Below are 20,803 nucleotides of genomic sequence, written 5' to 3' on the forward strand. Positions count from 1 at the left end.
GAGATACCCTTTGAGCGGGTTTTCCTTGTTGGGCGTACCTTTTTGTCGCCCACCTGTTTTCTTACCTTTTGCCATGATACAAAACTTAAAAGTTGCCTGCAAAGATAGTGCTGTAAATTAGCGCACGAATTATAACTTTTGAAACATCGCTATCATGATAGGAAGTTTAGTAGGCGCAGGTTTGTCGGCTGTCGGGAGCATTTTCGGCGGTATCTCGGCAAGCAAAGCAATGAAAAAGGTCAAGAAGAATCTGCAACAGCAGAAGCAGGCGAACCAAGACTGGTATGACCGCCGATATAATGAGGACGCGACCCAGCGTGCGGACGCACAGCGTATCCTAACCAAAACCGAGGAATCAATCCGTAACCGCAACCGACAAGCCGCCGGAGCGCAGGCTGTGATGGGTGGAACGGAAGAGAGTGTTGCGGCCGCCAAAGCCGCCAACAATCAGGCACTCGCAGACGCGACATCGCAGATTGCCGTCAATGCCGAGGCTCGCAAAGACCAGATCGAGCAGACCTATCAGCAACGTGACGCGCAGATAAATGACGCTCTGAATAATCTTGAAATAAAAAAATCAGAAGCTATCTCGTCAGCCGTGCAGGGTGTGACACAAGCCGGTGCAGGCATAGCAGGTGCATTCTAATCCTTTGTGACATATGGCAGGATATACTGAAGAACAACATGAGCAGAGCCAAGCTGCCACCCCAGCCACCGTGGGTGCTGTCAGTACGTCCGGCTCTCAGCCGCAGAGTGAACAGCCTGCGGTATCAACCGACACCGAACACGAAACGCCTGCTGTTTCTCCCGAACAGCAACAGCGCGTGGACGCTACCGCAGGTACTGACCGACAAATCAAGACCATTCAAGACTGGATGGACGCGGAGGGCAACCGCCCCGAAACCGAGGAAGAGCGAAAGAAGCGTGAGCGCAGGGAGAAGTCCAAGCGTATTATCGCAGCCGTCAGTGACGGCATATCGGCGTTGAGCAACCTGTATTTTACATCGCAGTATGCTCCCGACATGTACAACCATGAGAAAGGGAGCATGACTAATGCCGTTGACGCTCGCCTTGAACGTCTGAAAACGGAGCGTGAGAAGAATGCCGACAAGTATCTGCAATTCTCGCTCAAACTCGGAGACCTTGAAAATGAGCGTGCCAAGACCTTGCGCGAACTGGAAGCACAGCAGGAGCGTCAGAAACTCGCACGCGAGAAAGCACAGCGCGAGGCCGATTTACATCCTCTAATTATGGCGATAAAGGGTGAGCAACAAAAAAAGGCCGAGCAAGAGGCAATTTCAGCAAAGTATGAAGCAGATAACAAGCCTACATCGCTTGAACTTGATAATGAGTACAAACGAGCAGGAGTAAGGCAAAGGGATGCAGCCGCAGGTGCTTCAAGAGCATCAGCCGCCAACTCTTACGCTTCTGCGAGAGCGCATGACCGCTCCAACGCAAGGGAATTCACTGCATGGGATGAGCATGGCAACCCCCATCCATTTGCGACCGAGAAAGCTGCCATTGCCTATGCCAAACAGCACGGCACATGGAAAGAAGAGGATGTTGTTGAAACAACTGAATCAGAAAATGAAATAAACGGAAAGACCTCATCGACCAAGACCAAGAAAGGCGGTCATGCAGGCAAACCCAGCCCCACCGGCAGACAATCTCCAACCGCATAATCATAATCCACTATGGCAGAAGATAAAGTAACCAACCTATATAACGCATTTGTCAAGAACGGCTATGCGATGGAGCCGGAGGCGCAGTTCCGCGAGAACCTCAAAGACCCCAAGAAGCGCAAAGCCGCTTATGACGCTCTTGTTGCTGACGGCTACAACATGGAACCGTTCGCCGACTTTGAGAGCAATATCGGATTTGGCGCACCTACACCTGCGCCTGCGCCCACCGCCCCGACACCACAACAGCAGGCTCAACCTGCCGCGACCGCAGCCCCTACTTCCGTACCTGCTTCGGCAACTGCGGAAGAGCAAGAGCAGGCACCGGTCCAGTCTCAACCCGAACAGGCTGCATGGCAACCCTCCGAGCAGGAGAAGATACGAATGTCGTATCAGATGCACACCATGCTCAACGATTTCAAGCAAAAGTCAAAGGCACGCATAGAGCAGGTTCAGCGCATGACCGAGCCGCTCACGCCCGAAGGCAGGAAGAAACTCAAAGCCGCCAAATTCCAAGCGCAGCTTGCAGGCACTCCTACAAAGGTAATGGGATTGACACCGCCGACACCTGCCCCTGCTACCGAGGGAGCGGAGGTAGCCGCCGAGGGCGAAGCACAGCAACAGCCAGTGCAGAGCGGTCAGTCGCCCGTACCTTACGGAGTGAAGTATATAGATGGCAAGGCTGTCACCCAGTGGTTATTGCCCGATGGCAGGCTCACAACAAACTATTTGGAGGCAGACCAAGCCGAGTATGGCGCGCGAACCGCACGTCTGCGCCACCAGTTTGAGAACCGCATGAAGCAGAACGGACTTGACCCTGCCAAACCCGAAGATGTGGAGATGCAGGCGCAGTTTGACGCACAGGCCCCTGCATACAGCGTTGTAGCAGACCTTTGGCGTGAAGCCGAAGAGAAGCACAAGGCTGACAAAGAGCGCAACGCCAATAAGCATTGGAATAGTTATGCGTCTATGGGAGGCGGACGCGAGATGCGTGTAGTGACGACCTCTATGAATCGCCACGCTGACAATATTTCGCACATGACACGCTTTGACCTTGAAACGATGATGGACAATGCGTGGAATCGTGTCGGCTCACAGATTACCGCCAACTGCTATAACCGCCTGCGTCAGCAGTACCCCGGCGCAAGCGAAGAGGAATTGCAGGCTACCGCCTCGCAGATGGCACGTTCGTTGTCGGACAACGCCGTGTACCAGTATGCCGTTCAGCAGAACACGCCCAAAAGCACACTGGAATACTTCGGTCGTACTGTCGCAGACATGAACGTGGTTAACTCGATCAGCAAAGGTCTTGCCCGAAGCCAAGCAGGAACGAGTGGCGACCTTGCAGCTTATGAGGCCGCTATGGGTGAGTATGGCAAGAACCACCGCGTCGCGCAGGTGGCAGGCACAGTCGCAGGCATGGCTGTTGACCCCGTGACATGGGTGTCGGGAGGTGTCGGCTCTGTCGCAGGCAAGGGTGCAATCAGCCTCGGTGGCCGATATGTTGCAAGCCGGGCCGCCACATCTATGTCAACGCAGGTAGGCTCTCGCCTCTTCTCGTCATCGCTGACCGGTCGTATCATTACCGGGGCGGCCGCAGGCGGTGGCAACTTCGCCACATACGAAATGCTCAAAGAGGGCGAGAGCCAGTTTCTGCACGGCGGTCATGTCAATGCCGAGACCGGCGAGGTTGAGGGATATTCAGCCGGAGCAATCCTAAAGGCAGGCGGTCATGGCCTTGTCCTCGGTAGCGTGACCGGTACGCTGTCGCCTATGATAGGCAATGTCGCCGACAAGTATGCCAAAGCGACCACAAGCACGGCAGGCAAAGCAGGCGTACGCTTCGGAGAGGTAGCTGTCTCAACTGTCGCCGAGGGTACGGTGTTCTCAATTCCCCAGTGGATAAGCGGAGAGGGAGACGCTTTTGACGTGTGGACCGACAACATGGCGATGATGTTAGGTTTCAAGGCACAGCATGGAATCAAAAGCGCACCTCGTATGATTGCAAGCCTGCGCCCATTCAAGCCTACAAACGGCAGACCGCTGACGCAGGCAGAGCGCAACCACAACCGCATGGACTTTGAGGAGCGTCTGCGCCGGAATTTGGACGCAAGTCCGGGCGACCTATCATTCACAGCCGATGAGCGCGAGGAACTGCGCCGGACAGGCTATGGCGAACTCGCCGACCTGTTCAGCCGAGACCGCGTACAGGAAGCGCAGAATCCCAACATCAACCCTGCCGAGGGTGCAATTGAGTTGAGGGCAGAGCGTGTGGAAGCCGAAACAATCCACCGCTCACCCGAATTTGACGGCTATTCGGCAATGGAAGAACTCATGCAGGACGGCAGGGTAAGCCAAGCCGCACGCGCCAAAGCATATTATATCCTCACCGGTCGTATGCTCCCGATGGGTAGCGTGACTGGCTACACCAAGACCACCGCCGATGATGGACGTGTAACAATCAATTCCACAACCGCCGACGGCGAGATTGTGACCTCTCGCACGTTCAAGAACGAGCAGGAAGCCAAGCAGGAGACCGATAACATCATGCGTCAGGCAGAACTCAACACCATTGATGTCGGCGAACGCTACAAGGAAGCAGTCGCCGATGATATGGTGCTTGACGCAGCTATCAGCGAGGTGTCTCCCGGCGCAGACCCTGCAACCATCAAGAAGATATATCGTGCCGTCAAGGCAGGGAATAAGGACGTGACGGAATCGCAGGTGCAGTTGGTTGAGTTTCTTGATGACGCTATCGGCCGCAACAAGGAGATTGCCGACAAGTACCGCCCCGAAGCAATCCGTGCGGAACTGATGAACTCGACCGGGATTGATGTGGACGCAGTTCTGCGTAAAATGCCGGGCAAGCGCACCGAGGCAGAACAGGCGGCTGTCAAATCGTATCTTGAACGGCTCTTTCCCGAAGAGGCCCGACAGCAGAACGCAGACCCTACCCCGGAGCAGGCAGAGGCGCAGAACCGATATGAGCAGGGTCGCCTGCTGTACGGACGCTTTGAAGAGGGCGACCCGACCGTGCAGGCTGATGTGGACGCTATCGCCCTGCGTATGCAGGAAGCATACCAAGCGGTTGAGGACGCGTTCGGAGCAGAAGCCGAATATTATATGTTCCATGTCAACGAAAATCCGTGGGCATTGGTAAACGACCCCGAACTTACTGCCGAACAGCAGGACGCAGTTCTATACTACATCAACGCAAAGGCGGCTCTTGACGGCGTTATGGACGCTTCCAACGAGGTGGCCGACCGAAAGCGTGCAGAGGTTGAGCAGTCAGTAGGCAAGCGCACCCACAAGGATAAGGACGGCAAGGACGATGGTATGATAATATCTGCCGAGACCAAAATGGGGAAGCAGGTATATATTGTAATGGGAGATGTCGTGATGTTCCCCGATAATAAGGGCGTGGACAGACAGAACTCAAGCAGTCAAATATGGGTATTAAATCCCGAAAGCGGTGAATATGAACCGTCCGCACCGGAGTTCATTGAACGTGTAATTGAAACTGTAAGTGTGCAAGACGAGCTGGACACCGCATTGTCGGTGATCGAGCAGGAGCAGATGAACATCTTCGGCGAGAATGCCGTTGCTCCCGAAGAAGCAACAGAATCGGAAGCAGAGCCGGAGTACATAGACCCATTTGCCCGGTCTGCTGAAGCGGAAGCACCTGCAACCACTGACACCGAGGAATACGACCGAGGATATGAGGAGGGTATTGAGGTTTCTACGAGCCTTTCCGATGAAGTCCTCAACCAAACAATCACCGACCTGCGAGGCCGTGATTTCCTTACCGAGGAATGGCGAGGCCGTCTTGAAGCCTACGAATATGAGCAACAGCGCAGGCAGATGGAGGCGCAGAACGCGCCCGCCGAAACAACAGGCAACAATGGCACTGAAAATATTCCTGCGCCCGAACAGCAGGCCGAAACCGCCCTCTCGCGCATACCTTTAGATGAGGAAACGCAGGAGCCGCGCTTTACAGCCGTTGACCCGGAAACAGCATGGGACGGCCTCGTTGAGGCTATGGAGGGGGAAGCCAACGCCCTGCCAATCGCACAGCAGATGATTGAGGATGCCAACAAGAGATTGGAGGCACTGGGCAAGAAGCCGCCGACACCGGTCAAGCCTAAACTTGCAGGCAAGGCCGGGCCGATGGCTATGCGTGCCGAGCAGAAGCGCGTGGATGAGGCCAACGCCAAAGCGCAGTCCGAGTATCAGCAGGCACTCGCGGACGCGCAGGCCGAGGCGCAGGCGTGGAGCAACATTCTCCGTGTCTATACCTCGCGCAATGCCGAGCTGCGCCGTCAGCAGGAAGAGGAACGCCGTCAGCGTGACGCTATCGCCCACGATGAAGCTGTCGCACGATTTGAAGAGGAACAGCGTATCAAGGCAGAGAAGCAAGCCGAGCAGGAGCGCATAGGTGTTCACGCTGTCAATCCGAAGATACGCGAGCGTTGGGAGTCCGCTCCTAAGGTGGAGGGTAACGAGGACGCTCTGACCCTGCCCGACGGCTCTACTATCTCCGGCAGATACATTCTGACCGAGGCAGGAGCCGCCTCGCCGAGCCATGATGTGAACAATGCTTATGCACCCACCGAGGGTTTCCCGATTGATGAGAACGGCCAAAGCGTCAACGACCGCGACTATCAGCGTGATAAGGACGCACAGCAGAAAGTTGAGGGTATGGCAGGCAACTATGACAACCGCGCCCTGCAAGACCCAGTAATAGTGAGCAAGGACGGCGTGGTGCTGTCGGGCAACAATCGCACCATGTCGGGCGACCTCGCAGCGCGTCAAGGCACAGATAGGGCATACAATGACTACCTCGCGCAGTTCGGACACAAGAAATACGGCTTTACCCCGGAGCAGGTGGCAAGTATGAAGAATCCTCGCGTGGTGTTTGTGCCGGACGAGGCTCTGCCTTACGATGCCACCACCTTTGCACGCTTCAACGCGCAGGAGAAGAAATCGCAGGGCAAACCAGAAGCCGCCGTCAAACTCGGCAAGATTGTTCCCTACAATGTTTTCACAAGCATTGTCAACGATATCAGCCGCTATGACCGCCTTTCGGACTACTATGCCGATGAGAAAGCGATTGCTCACGCACTGGGCGCACTCATGCAGGCAGGAGTCATCAACGATATGCAAATGCCCGAAATGAGAACCGGCACAGCGTTGTCGGCCGCAGGCAAGGAACTGATTGAAAATACACTCATCGGCAAGGTGTTCCAAACCTCGCCCGATGCAGTGCGTCAGATAATCTCTATGCCGACACTTCGCCAGTCAATCGTTATGGGATTGAATGAGATTGCCAATAACCGCACTCTTGCCCGAAACGGCTACGACATCAGCGAGGAACTTGCAAAGGCTGTAGACCTTGTTACTCGCGCCAAGGCCGCTATGCCGGACGTATATACCGATGGAATGCCAGTGTCGCCCTTCGGACGTATGCAGGGATTGTTTGATGATGAGTTTGGAGACAGCCGTGTCGCTGACGCGACCGCACTCCTGCTTGCAGACATTCTCAACAGCGGTAAGCCGAGCGACCTGCGCAAGGTGCTGACCTCATACAACAACGAGGCTGCACAAGCTTCGGGCGGTCAGATGGATATGTTCTCCGGCTCGATCCCCACAAAAGAAGAAATACTCACAACCGTAAATGAACATTTCAGAAATGCAACCCCAAAAGAACAGCAGGCACTCGTGGACGCTGCCATTGCGGAGCGCAAGCGCAGAGCCGAAGCAGACGCAGAACAGCGTGAACGAAGCGAGGCAAGTGAACAAACTCCGAATGATGATGAACGCAGTGCAGTGCCTCAACAGCCAACCGCAGACGGCGGCACAGAGTTAGAACCGCTTGCCAAAGAGCGCAACGACATTCACGAAGATACGCCCGAAGAGGCCGCACTCCGCGCACGAATCAGCGTGGGCGATGAATGGGAAGAGAAAGGCCCCGCGCCCGACAAACCCATCTACAAACGTAAACTCTACGTTGACGGCAAGCATGAGGTCATCCAAACTGACGCTCCCGACAAGAACGGCTCATATACTGGCAGTCAGTTGACTTATGAGGGGCGCGACTTCGGCGACCTCAAAGAGATTGCCGATTACATTGACGGCGGTATGCAGGCAGAGCCGACCGAGGCGCAGAAAGCCGCAGGCAACTATAAGATGGAACACCGCCGTGTTGACGGATACAACATCAGCATAGAGAATGCCAAAGGCAGTGTGCGCCGTGGTACTGGAGCGGACGGCAAGCCGTGGGAAACTACCATGCAGAACGACTACGGATATATTCGTGGGACTGAGGGAGTGGACGGCGACCACATTGACGTGTTCCTTTCCGACACTCCCGAAGAGGGCGATGTGTTTGTCGTTGACCAAGTGAACGAGGACGGCTCGTTTGACGAGCATAAGGTTATGTACGGCTTCCCCACGGAGCAGGCCGCGCGTGACGCATACCTCTCCAACTATGAGCCGGGGTGGACCGGCCTCGGCGCGATTACCCACGTCAGCAAGGACGAGTTCAAGAAGTGGATTCAGTCGAGCAGACGTAAGACCAAACCCTTTGCCGAGTACAAGAGCGTCAAGCCTATTGTGGGCAATGACATGATTGGACGTTCACTCACCGAGCAGGAAGCAACGGAGTTGATTGCACGAATGGAAGCAACCGCCGAAGTCGCTCCCACAATTGAACTCACGCCCGAAAACTGGATTGCCCAGTTCGGAGAGGACGGCACTGTTGAAACTCCCATAGGCATTGTCAAGATGGGTGCAAACCAGTTGCTGAAACTCTACTCTACCAAGCGTACTGGTTATTTCGGCATGATTCATCCGACACTCAGCACTCCCGATGTAATCCTTGAGGAAGCAGACCCAAAGGAAGGCTCTGAACGTGATAGCAAATATCTTTTCATCAAGACGTTTGTAAAATCGGACGGCACTCGCATAGTTCATTTTGAATCCGTGACCGTCAAGAAAGACGGCATGGAAGTGTCCATCAGCAGTCATGAGATAAAGGACAAGTCATTAAAGAACAAGATGCAGAACGATATTGTCCTGCACCTTGATGAAAAATTGTCTCCCAGTTCTGAAATGCGCTTAACCGAGGCTCCGAGTGAATCGGAGGGACCGGACCTTGTTCCTACGTCCGACAATGTTATATCTTCTGACCGCAAAGATAATACTTTGTCAGCAGATAAACAAGCGGAGAGCGCGGAAAGTTCTGAACCGTACACCATTACGCCCACAACCTACACCAACAAGAAAGGCAAGACGAGCGATGTTCACCTTGTCAAGTTCAACCGCGAACTGACCGCCGAGGAAAAGGCGGCTCTTGACACCTTTGTGCGTGAGCCACTCGCAGAAGGTAAGAAAACCTCACGCGGTTGGTATGACCGCAAGCAGGGCGGTTATATGATGCGCAGTGAAGAAGCTGCACGTCAACTCGGTGAAATGCTTGGCAACGAGGAAGCGGTTGCAGACGTACAACCTATGACTGCCGAGGAACTCCGTGAGGCTGTCGGTGCGAGCCGCACACGCAATCCCAGGCCTAAGAAATCACCTATCAACCGCGTAAGCCTTGAAGATGTGATGACCGACCTGTCGACCAAAGGCGAAACCAAGTTGAGCGACCATGCCGAGCCAGTCAAGGCAGAGCAGGAAGCACAGCACGAAATCTCCGATGATGAAATGCAGTGGTTGGCTAATGAGCTGCGCGAGTTGCTCGGCATCGGAGAGGATGAGGGAGACGCTGATATCAAATTCAGTGACCCCGGCGAACTCACACCGCAGGAGCGTCAGCGTATCCAGTCGGCAGGCATACGTCTTGCTATGGGTCTTGTAGAGCGTGACACAACCTCTTTCCCCGACTATGCTACCAAGATGGTTGGATTGTTGGGCGACAAGATACGTCCGTGGCTCAAATCATTCTACGAGGGCGCACGTTGGACACCCGGATACGAGAAATACGCCTTTACACCTACGGAGCAGGTAGCCGTCTTTGACGTGCAGAACTTCGACAAGAAGCAGGCAGACCCTATCGCGCAGGCTGCCATGATTGTTGAAGAGCGCAAAGCTGCCACCGCTTCGGAGCAGGCGCAGAAAGAACTTATTGAAACCCGAAACAAAAACCGAAGAGAAAATGACAAGCAGAGAGAAGCAGATACAGCAGCTCTTGCAGAAAAAGCAGAGGCTGTTGCAGGCGAAGCAGAAGTTACAGCGCAAAGCGCAGGAACTGGAGAAGCAGGACGCAAGCGCATCCTCCGCGACCTCAAACGAGTAGATGACACCCTTGACGAGGTCAACGACCAGTTGGCAATCCTCGGCTATTATGAAGCCGAAGAGGTTGACAAGGATTTCAACGAAGCATACGGCTATATGCGCAATGCCGAGAAGAAAGCCGTCAAGGATGCAGTTGAACTCGCCAAACAACTTGTGAACGACCTCGGCCTGGGACTTGACAAGGTGACAGGCTCAACAACCGCCAACCGTGGCAAGAGAAAGAACGCCGTTACCGCGAATATCGCGCCCGCAGGCGGTGACATATCCATTCGCCTGCCCCTCAATGAGGGCCGCGAACTCTACATTACTATCGGTCTTGACCCGTCAGTAACGCCGGGCGATGTGACATACAGCGGAGATAACTTGCAAGCCACTCGCATCATGTACCGCGTTGAATGGCCCGATGAAAAAGGTCATGTGTCGTTTGACCGCATGGGGCGTAACTGTTGGGCTGATGCCAACGTGACCTATGCCGACCTGCTTAAAGGTATTCAGCGCGAGGCCAAAGAGTATCTTCCATCCTCAACTCCTGCCGAAGCCGAGGAAACCCACAATGGCTACAAGATAGGCGATGAGGTCATGTGGGACCGTTACGGCAACGGCAATTGGGAGAAAGTCAAGATAGAAGATTTTGACACTGATGGTGGGCCTATCTTTGAGGCTGTCAAGGGTGTCATGTCAGAAAAGGGAGACTGGAGCCGCGTCAAGCCTGCCGATGGAATCTTCGGCGAGGCAAAGCGTGTAGCAAGAGCCACACAGGAGAAGAAGCGAAGTTCTCGCAAAAAAGATGTAACTTTGAAGCCGGAACAACCTTTCGGAGATTTGTTCGGCGGCCTATTCGATAACACTCAAAGCTTAAGCAATCATGAAGAAACTGAAATGGGAACTCGCCCCGGAGAAGCCGGGAGACAACGACAGCAACTCAAGCAGGATACGCAGGTGGGAGGAGATGAACCCCGGCGTGAAACTGAAAGACCTGCCGGAGAAGCAGGCAGTGGAAGCACTGGCATGGATTCTGATGCTGACCGAGCAGGAAGCAGAGGATTACATGACGTGGCTACGCAGCCAGCCTTAGAACGTCTGCCCGAAAAGGAACGTAAGAACGTTCACAACAACCATGTAGAGCGCGGCACCGAAGTCGCACCCAAGAGCGAGAGCGCACGCATCAAAGCCAACATCGCCGCCATCGAAACGATGAAGAAACTTGAAGCGAGCGGTGAAGCACCAACAGCCGCCGACATGAAGAAACTTCGTGCATTCAGCGGTTGGGGCGGCCTCGGCAAGGCTTTCAGCGACTGGGATACAAGCCGACAGCTCAGGCAGCTTCTCGGCGATAAATTATATGATGAGGGCGCGGAAATGTCGCGCAACTCGGCATATTTTACCCCAGCTTACATTGTAGATGCAATGTGGGATATTGCGCGTGCAATGGGATTCAAGGGTGGTCGCGTTCTTGAAGGTTCAGCAGGTATCGGCAATGTCCTCGGTCTAATGCCACAAGACCTTAGTGAGCGTAGTTATATCCGCGCCGTTGAAAAAGACCCGACAACAGGCAAAATGCTCAGTCTGCTTTATCCCGATGCCGTTGTTGATATTGACGGCTTTGAGAAAGTCAAGATAGAGACTGGCACATACGACCTTGTCATAACCAATGTTCCGTTTGTTCCCGGCTTGAAAGTCGCAGACACAAGCGGTGACGGCGACATCTCAAAAGAGTTCAAGACCTCTATCCACGATTTTTGTATTGCCAAGAACGTGCGCAAACTGCGTGACGGCGGTGTTGGCGTGTTCATCACCACAGCAGGCTCGATGGACGGCACAGGCCGTTTGCATAAATGGCTTAGCAACCGTGAGAACGCAGACATTGTTGGTATGTTCCGTATGCACAATGAGACATTCGGAGGCACTAATGCCACATCCGACATCATTGTTGTGCGCAAGCGTGTGAACGGCGTTAAGTCACCCAACGCCATAGATTGCTCACTCACGACAGGAGTGCGAACAGCCGAGTATGACACCGGCGAGAAAAAGAAAGTCAAGAATGTTGGCGAAGTGCCAATCATCAAAACGCTTTCCATGTCATACAATCGCTACTATGTTGAGCATCCCGAATACATGGCAGGCGAAATGCATTTCGGTTTTGAAAAAGGCGACACCAGTTTCAGACCCGAAAGCAAAGGTTTGTATCCGATTAAGGAGAAAGACCAGTCGCAACTATTGAGCCAGTGGGTTGAGGATATGAAGCAGAAGTTGGCTGACACCTCGGAAGAGCCTGCTCCCACGGTAATGAACCACCGCGATGAGTATGTTCCCACCTATGACAAGGTTGGCAATGAGGTAAAGACTGGAACTGTTGTTGTAGATTCGCAGGGTCGTATCTGCGTCAACTATGACGGAACGGCTCGTCCACTCATGTCCAAACTTGACAATAAGAATCCTAAAAGTGCAGATGAACGTATTGCACAGTTCAACAAGAACAAGGTTAAGGGTCGTAGTCGCGTACAGGTGGTACAAGATTACAATGCCATCAAGAAGGCCCTCAATGACTTGCTCGAATACCAAAAGACATCAGATTCCGATGAGGGGTTACAGCCGAAACTCAAAGCGTTGAACCGCGCCTTTGATTCCTTTGTGGCGACATACGGACACCTGCACGGCAATAACGGCCTGGCATGGCTGAAGAATGATGTTGACTATCCCTCCGTAATTGCCCTTGAAACATATCGCGAGGAAGGTCTTGAACACAAAAAAGTGTTTGGTAAGGCTGATATATTCAGCCGCCGTGTCGTTGTTCGCCCCGAACAGCCCAAGGCTACAAATGTCCGTGACGGAGTAACGCTCAGTATCCGTCAGACTGGCTCACTTGACACCCGATATATCGCAGAACAACTCGGCATGAGTGAAGCAGATGTTCGCCGTGAGGTAATTGAAGCCGGACTTGGTTATGAGAACCCACTCACACATTCAATGGAAGCCGCGCACGAATACCTGTCGGGGAATGTGCGTGAGAAAATGCAACAGGCAGAGGTCAACAATGAGGACGGAAGATACACACCAAACATCACCGCCCTGCGTAAGGTTGTGCCTCACAACATCCCATCGCATTTCATTGAGTTCAGTATCGGCTCTTCGTGGTTGCGCCCTGAACTCTTTGAGCAGTATGTCAAAGAACGTACAGGCGCAAGTGTGAAACTTACCTATGCAGGTGGTATGTGGGCCATGGATAAGCCAAAATGGACTGGGGAGCAGGACAAATCATTCGGCATCCGAAGTGAAATCTGCGATAAGATTATCACTGGTACGGAGTTGATAGAGGCCGCCATGACCAACCGCACAATCCGTTTTTTGTGTCAAGCAGAAGACGGCCCACGATATCCGACCCTAAAGCTACATCTGCCTGCGCTGCCAAAGTAGATGAAATCCGCGATGACTTCAAATCGTGGCTGCGCTCTCGCATGGAATCTGCCCCCGAACTGGCAAAGGAAATTGAAGAGACCTACAACAACATCTTCAACAACTCTGCGCCAATGACTATCCCCGATGAGTATATTCCAGAATACTTTGACGGAGCCGCGCGAGTTATCGGAGGGAAGCCTATCAAGATGCGCAAACATCAGTCTAAAGCCATTGTGAGAGGCACGATGCAGAGCCTTATGCTTGCTCATGAGGTTGGCACAGGTAAAACTTTTACCCTCATCACCACAGCAATGGAAATGCGCCGTCTTGGTACTGCCAAGAAGCCGATGATTGTAGTGCAGAACGCTACACTCGGTCAGTTTGTGGCAAGCGCGAAAGCACTCTACCCGGACGCACGCATTCTCAGTCTTGAAGATAAAGACCGCAATGCAGAAGGGCGTAAGGACTTCTATGCAAAGATACGTTACAACGACTGGGATATGGTTGTCATTCCCCAGTCTGTATTGGAGCGCATTCCCGACCACCCCGACCGTGAACGCCGATTCATCGAAGAATCCATCCAAGAAAAGATGGACGTTATAGAGGCTATGTCAAAAGACCGTGAGGCAGGACGCGCCGTTGCAGCTCTTAAAAAGGACGTTGAAAATCTGCGCGACCAGTTGAACAAACTCAGCGACACCGAGACAGCCGAGGGTGAAGTGACAGAGCGCGTAATGGTTACGTCCGGCTCAAAGCCGAAGAAAGACGGCAAGAGAGCCGCAATCGCAAAGGAGAATGCCAAGACTCGCGCGGAAGAGATGCTTAACCGCGCTACCGATGACACTCTCAACTTTGATGACCTCGGAGTGGACGCTATTCTTGTAGACGAGGCACACGAATACAAGCACCTCGGATTTGCCACTGCCATGCAACGCGGTGTCAAGGGTGTAGACCCGTCATATTCAAAAAAGTGTCAAGGTCTGTATCTCAAAGTAAAGGCGGTGCAGGAGAAGAGCGGAGGCAGAAATGTAATCTTCGCAACCGGTACTCCTATCTCCAATACGGCTGCAGAGGTTTGGACGTTTATGCGTTACCTGCTCCCGCGTGAGGTCATGGAGGGCCATAACATTTGGCACTTCGATGATTTTGTGCGCAACTTCGGCAGCATCCAACAGATGCTTGAATTTACCACGCAGGGAACGTATAAAGAGAACAATCGTTTCGCAGGCTACTCAAACCTGCCCGAACTCGCACGAATATGGGCAGGCATAACCGACACCGTTCTCACAGCTGAGGCAGGCGAGGTAAAAAGCCAAATCCCCGAACTGGAAGGAGGTCAGCCGACCGACCTTTATTTGCCGCAGACCAATGGACTGCGAGCCGTTCTCAAATTCGTGAGAGCGCAACTCAAAGCCTATGATGAAATGAGTGGGCAGGAGAAAAAAGAGAATAGTCATATTCCGCTCGTCATGTATGGCATAGCCAAAGCAGCCGCCATTGACGCTCGGCTTGTCATGGCTAACGCCCCCGATGACCCACACAGCAAGACCAATGAAGCTGTGCGTCAGACTCTCCGCTCATTAGAGGACAGTAAGGCATACAATGGCACTGTCGCAATCTTTGCCGACAACTATCAGCGCAAGAATAAGGGAACCGGGGCTGTCGAGTTCAATCTATTCGATGACATCCGTACCAAACTGATTGCGCAGGGTGTGCCTGCCGAGCAGGTTGTAATCATGCGTGACGGCATGACCGACAAGGCCAAAGAGAAAATCTTTGCAAAGGTCAATGCCGGAGAAATCCGCGTGATACTCGGCACAACACAGCGTCTTGGTGTAGGCGTGAACATACAGGAGCGTCTTCACACGCTGATGCACATTGATGCGCCTAACCGTCCTATGGACTACTGGCAGAGAATGGGTAGGCTCTTGCGTCAAGGCAATATGCACAAAGAAATGGGTATCCCCGTAAGGGTTATACGCTTTGGCGTTGAGGATAGTCTTGACGTGACCGCCTATCAGCGACTGAAAACCAAAGGTGCGATTGCAGACGCTATCATGCACTCCAAGGATTTGCTTGCCAACAACCTTGAAAATCGAATACTGGAAGAAGAGGGAGATGAGTTCGGCAACATCACAGCAGAGTTGTCGGGCAGTCAATATGCCATGCTTCAGAACCAAACCGAGAAAGAGTTGCGCAAGTTGCAGGCAAAGCAAGATCAGCACAGACAGCATCAGATGTATATTCATCGCGCCGAGCCAAGACTTCGTGAACAGATTGAAAAGTTTGGCAATGACATTATGCGCAGTAATGAAATTCTCGCCTTACTTGAAAACAATCCCACGACAATCACAATCAACGGCAAGACTTACCAGTCTCGTGAGGATATGCAGAAAGTCTTTGAGGCACACAACAAGGCTATGGCGGCAAAGAAGCAGAGTGTTCAGCAGGACGAACCTATTACTTCTACTCTGACATTTGACATAGGCAACGTCCATTTCACACTGACTACTCATGTAAGTCAGATAGCCGGGTATGGAGGTCAAGGTCCTTTGTCGTTCGATGTTGATGTGCAGCACGATGTGGTTTCCCATGACATAGATTACAAGCGTTCTTTCGGCGATATTCCGTTGAAGCGAATTATCAACGAACTTGTTGATAGCGTGACAAGTGGCAAGGAAGAGCGTTCCAATCGTGAGGCATGGGTCAACGCTAAAGAACGTAATGAAACAGACCTCGCAGCCCTGCTTAAAGATAAGGGCAAGCCATTTGAACACGGCGAGCGCATCAAGGAACTGGAGCAGAAACTTGAAGAGTACACTATTGCCATGCAGGAGGAACTCAAAGAGAAAGAAGCCAAGTATGCCGAAATGGATGCCAACATTGAGGACGCAACGGACATCACGTTTACCTCCGAAGATGATGAGGACAGCGAGGACACCCCGACCAACGGAGACGGCAACAAGTACCGTGAAGATGATGATATAGATTATTCTACATTATCAGATTCCAACCCTATGGCGATGGAAGCACGAATATCGGAACTGTCTAAAAAGGTTCATACTCCAGTTCGCATTATCCGAAGCCTTGAAGAGTTAAACGAAATCACATCGCACAGGAAACGAAATGCCAAAGGCTGGTGGAGCGCGAAGGACAATGAGGTTGTCATCGTGCTTCCCAATAATGTGAACGTAGCCGATGTTGACAATACGTTTGTTCATGAGGTTGCAGGACACAAGGGTCTGCGTGCCTTTATCGGTGAGGAACGCTTTAATGAGTTCCTCGGCGAGGTGTACAACCATGCTTCCAATCCAATCCGTAAAGTCATAGACAAGAAAACGGACGATATGGTGAATGCCGAGGCAGACCGTCTGCGAGTGCGCAAAGCACAGGCTCGTGAGCGTGCCGGAGAAGATGTCAACTCAAGTTACTATGCAGACATGGCTGAGGCCCGTGTTGAAGCCGAGGCCAAACGCGAGGAGTTCCGTAAGGAAGCCACTGAGGAATATATGTCAGAGCTCGGCGGTCGTATCGGCAGTGAGGGATTTGAGAAGATGAGCCGCGATGAACTGACGCTTTGGGGCAAAATCAAGGCAAAGGTTCAGTCGTTCCTCGACAAATTCCTGCGCGGTCTGAAAATTGCCAAGAGCATACGCCTCAACGACAAAGACCTGTCGTATATCCTTTACAAGTCGTGGAAGAATCTGCGAGATAAGCAGGGCAAAGGTGGTGTGTTCGCCGAAGCCGAGGACGTTGTCATGCGCAGACGGACCGGCTATGACGCAGATGATGTAACGCGATTCCGCGACCCCGGCCTGGGATTGGAAGAAACCATCACCAAGATGAAAGCCGAGGCATTGCAGGCCAACACCGACAACTTGCAGGCTAAACGTGACGCAATGCGTGCAATCGGCGGCAACCTCAATCATCTGCGTCAAGCAATGGCACGTCAGCGTGAATATGACATTACGACCGCTAAGAGTGTCAAAGACCTTGCCCGAATCCTTATGGAAAACGGTCTTCTTGACACACTTGGTAATGCTGAGGTAAAAAGTCTCTTGGCTCAAGTGACAAATTCAATTGGCAGACAGGACATCAGCAAGCAGGTTGACCGTGTTTTTGAAATTATGGTCAATAACCATCTGCGCAACATAGAGCAGACGTTTGGTAAACTCATTTCCATGCGTACAAGTCGTGCTGACGGACGGGGCATAAATGTGCAGGGCGCACTTGACCCTGACGGAGAGGCGATACTGAAGATATTCAATACATGGAAAAGTTTGAGCGTAGATGAGATAGACGGACGCATCGCGGATGCGATAGACTCAATGAGCGACCCATACGCTCCCATCGCTGAACGTGCAACTCTTGAATACACAGGTCTTCAGATAGCACGCGATTATGCCGAAAGCATAGCCAAGTCCAAGCAGGAGGAAAAGATGATGCGCGAGGAAATCAAGAAAGCCAAGGAAGAGAAGGACGCAGGGCGTATGACTGCGGATGCCTATCGCCAATTTGAAGAGGCTACCAGAGTTTCTATTCAGCAGATGAAACTTGACCGTATCGCGGCATATGAGTCACTGATGATGAAACTCGGTGGAGAACTCCGCGAGAGCGTTGATCGAGCAAAGGCATGGCGAGAGGCCGAGAAAGAGAGAGTAAACTCAATCCACCATCTTGCGAACTCGGATATGCAAGGACGCGAATTGCGTGGAGACCGTGAGGATACCCGTTTGATGAAACTCCGTAACCACTGGCTTGTTAACTGGTTATTAGAACCGATGAGTACGCTTGACCAGATGCTTAAGATGTTCGGAAGCAAGAACCCGAATGGTGAAGGCTATATGCAGAACCACTTCATGCGAGGCTGGATAGACGCAGCCGACAGGGAGCAGGAGATGAAAGAGGCCGTACATAAGCAGATGGATGAAAAGGCGGCTGAAATCTTCGGCAAGCGCAGGACATGGCACAATGGAGGGACACGAAAGGTGGACTACACATATTCCGACCTCTACGACTATGCCAAGGCTCAGCCGGGCGCGACTATCGAATACTATGACGGAGCGGAAATGCGCGAGTATGAGATAGGACAGGGAGAACTCCTCTACCTCTATGCCGTGGATAAAATGCCAATGGGCCGCGCGACCAACAGGCGCATGGGTATTGACGATGCAACGATGCAGAGGATTACGGACGCACTTGACCCGAAACTGAAAGCGTATGCCGATTGGGTGCAGGATGAACTCCTGCCTCGGATGGGAGACAGCGCGAACGAGGTTCATAAGAAAATGTTTGGCGCGGATATGGACGCAATAGACAACTATTTCCCCTTCGTCAGAGATAAGGACGCACTGAAACGAGAGGTAGAGAACGGACAAGTCACCCAAACCAATGACCGCATAAGCGTTCAAACCGGTGCCATCAAGAAGCGTGTAGCGAGCGTTGCCAAGTGGAATATGCGAAAGTGCAACTTTATGGATGTTCTTGCCAAACACGTTGATGAAATGACGCACTGGACAGCCTTTGCCGAATTGAACCGTGATTTCGGCACACTACTTTCTTACAATCGTCTGAAACAACAGGTATTCGCAATGAACAGTGTCTACGGTTCAGGCGAACAGTTGTGGAAACGCTTCCAAGAATGCTGTGCCATTGCCACCGATGCCTATGAACCTCAAAGAGCAAAGTTTGACAGCTGGATGGTGCAAGGAACAAAAGGTGTAACAATGGGCAAAATCTCGTTGAGACCATTTACAGCATTGAAGCAGACTCTTTCACTTCCTGCTTTCTTTGGAGAAGTGAATATGGGATACGTGGCCGCCGACCTCGGAACTGGAGGAGTTAAAGCCTGTCAGTGGGCATGGAAAAACATGCCGAACTTTCGCAAGAGAATACTGAGCCGTACTTCGGGAGACTACCGACTGAAAGAAAACGAATATGACGGCAAGATAATGAAAGCCTCATCTTACGGTATGCTTCCGAATATCGGAGTGGACGCATGGACAATCGCTGTAGGTAGCCACGGAGTTTACAAGACCCGAAAGGCTAAGTATCTGCGTTGGGGCATGGAAGAATCCCAGGCCGAAAGGCGTGCAATGCAGGACGCTGAACTTTGCTATAACAAGAGTCAGCAGTCAAGCGAGGGGCCTTTCATGGCACCAGTGCAGGTTGACCATACTTTCTACGCCACATCAGCAATGCTGTTCCGCAACTCTCCAACCTCCTACACACGCGAGGCACATACGTCAGCACGAAACCTCAAACGACTGATAAGCGGAGAGGTTAATGAGGAATATGTGGCAAAGCAAATACTCCGAACTCTCCACCCTAAGGCAGAAGGTGCATGGACTGATGCCGAATGGGCTAATGCTCGTAAGAATGCCAAGAGAGAGATAAGAAGTGCATACGTCAAGAACACTGTCAATCTCGCAATGTTCGGGTGGATATTGCCGTGGCTATGGAGAATAGGCGGCGTAGCACCTATTCTTTTGCTTAGCGGAGACGATGACGAGAAGCAGAAGCAATGGGAGGACGCAACGCGTCAGTCAATGTTTGCTCCAGTAGAGGGTCTTGCTTATGGTGATGTAATAGCAGATGGATTGAATATGCTGACAGGAGCAAACGAGAAATCTATATATAATCTCGGTAGAAGCAATCCTATCTACAGCGATATTATGCAGGCTGCAAAAAAAGCGGACAAAGATATGATGGCAGCCGCCAACGATGTAATAAATATCATTGGAGGTATGGCATTCGGAGTAAATCCGCAGACAATTACCGACTGGACTGCTGCTATCATAGACTACAATTCCGATGCACAGACTCAGAAAGAGTGCGCGTTGCTTGTGGCACGTTTATTGAGCTGCCCCCCAAGTCAATTGGAGAAAGTCTATTTTGAGGAACTTGACCTGACAGCGAAAGAGGCGAGTGAGATGACACCGCAAGAGGTTGCCGAGCGATATGCTGAATACAAGATGATGCGCGAAGAACCTCTGACGGGTTGGCTTCGTTCGGAAGCGGAGACCGATTCAATTAAAGCAAACCGCAAGAAGAAAGTATTTGACTTTGCGAAAGAACGCATCAATAACAACGTTGCAACCGAGCGCACCAAGCAGTTGCTTTCGGAATATGATGAGGTGACCAAGCGTCAGACCGAGATTAACAAACTCCGTAAGACCGACAGAGAGGCATTTCGCGCCGGGCGTAAAGAACTGCTTGAAAGTGTAGATATGCGTACTCACGGAAGAGTAAAGCGATATAAACGCGATATGCAGAAACTGACCGAGCGTTATCTTACAGCTAAAACTCCAGCAGAGCGCGATTCTATAGTTGGTCTGATGTTCGGAACACGCGACCGATTGCTTGAAGATTTGGACAACACGCAACAATAGTTAAACGATAGTGGACGATGCATGGAGTTATCTTTGCAC

Annotated in this window: 4 protein-coding genes; all 4 read left to right on the top strand. The window is 52.2% G+C overall.

From position 1 onward, the window contains the following. Nucleotides 1-154 precede the first annotated feature (154 nt). The 4 genes from C5O23_RS00005 to C5O23_RS00020 are packed head-to-tail and all read left to right on the top strand — an operon-like array spanning nucleotide 155 to nucleotide 20,764. Nucleotides 155-646 (top strand): hypothetical protein, encoded by a 492-nt coding sequence (locus tag C5O23_RS00005; protein ID WP_107030899.1) that lies wholly within the window; start codon nucleotides 155-157, stop codon nucleotides 644-646. Between the two features lie 13 nt (nucleotides 647-659). Further along, nucleotides 660-1,682 carry a hypothetical protein gene (locus tag C5O23_RS00010; RefSeq protein WP_107030900.1) on the top strand — a complete coding sequence of 341 codons (1,023 nt, stop codon included), beginning with the start codon at nucleotides 660-662 and terminating at the stop codon, nucleotides 1,680-1,682. Nucleotides 1,683-1,694: 12 nt separating this feature from the next. Then, on the top strand, nucleotides 1,695-13,391 hold the full coding sequence (locus tag C5O23_RS00015; RefSeq protein ID WP_107030901.1) for a PBECR2 nuclease fold domain-containing protein: 11,697 nt from the start codon (nucleotides 1,695-1,697) through the stop codon (nucleotides 13,389-13,391). Beyond that, nucleotides 13,325-20,764, top strand: coding sequence for a helicase-related protein (locus C5O23_RS00020; RefSeq protein ID WP_133166474.1), 7,440 nt, complete (start codon nucleotides 13,325-13,327; stop codon nucleotides 20,762-20,764). Before C5O23_RS00015 ends, C5O23_RS00020 begins: the two co-directional genes overlap by 67 nt. Nucleotides 20,765-20,803 lie beyond the last annotated feature (39 nt).

The organism is Duncaniella muris, assembly GCF_003024805.1.
Classification (GTDB): Bacteria; Bacteroidota; Bacteroidia; order Bacteroidales; family Muribaculaceae; genus Duncaniella; species Duncaniella muris.

Coding starts and splice junctions, on each gene's coding strand:
- C5O23_RS00005 (WP_107030899.1), top strand. CDS start 155: ATGATAGGAAGTTTAGTAGGCGCAGGTTTGTCGGCTGTCGGGAGCATT.
- C5O23_RS00010 (WP_107030900.1), top strand. CDS start 660: ATGGCAGGATATACTGAAGAACAACATGAGCAGAGCCAAGCTGCCACC.
- C5O23_RS00015 (WP_107030901.1), top strand. CDS start 1,695: ATGGCAGAAGATAAAGTAACCAACCTATATAACGCATTTGTCAAGAAC.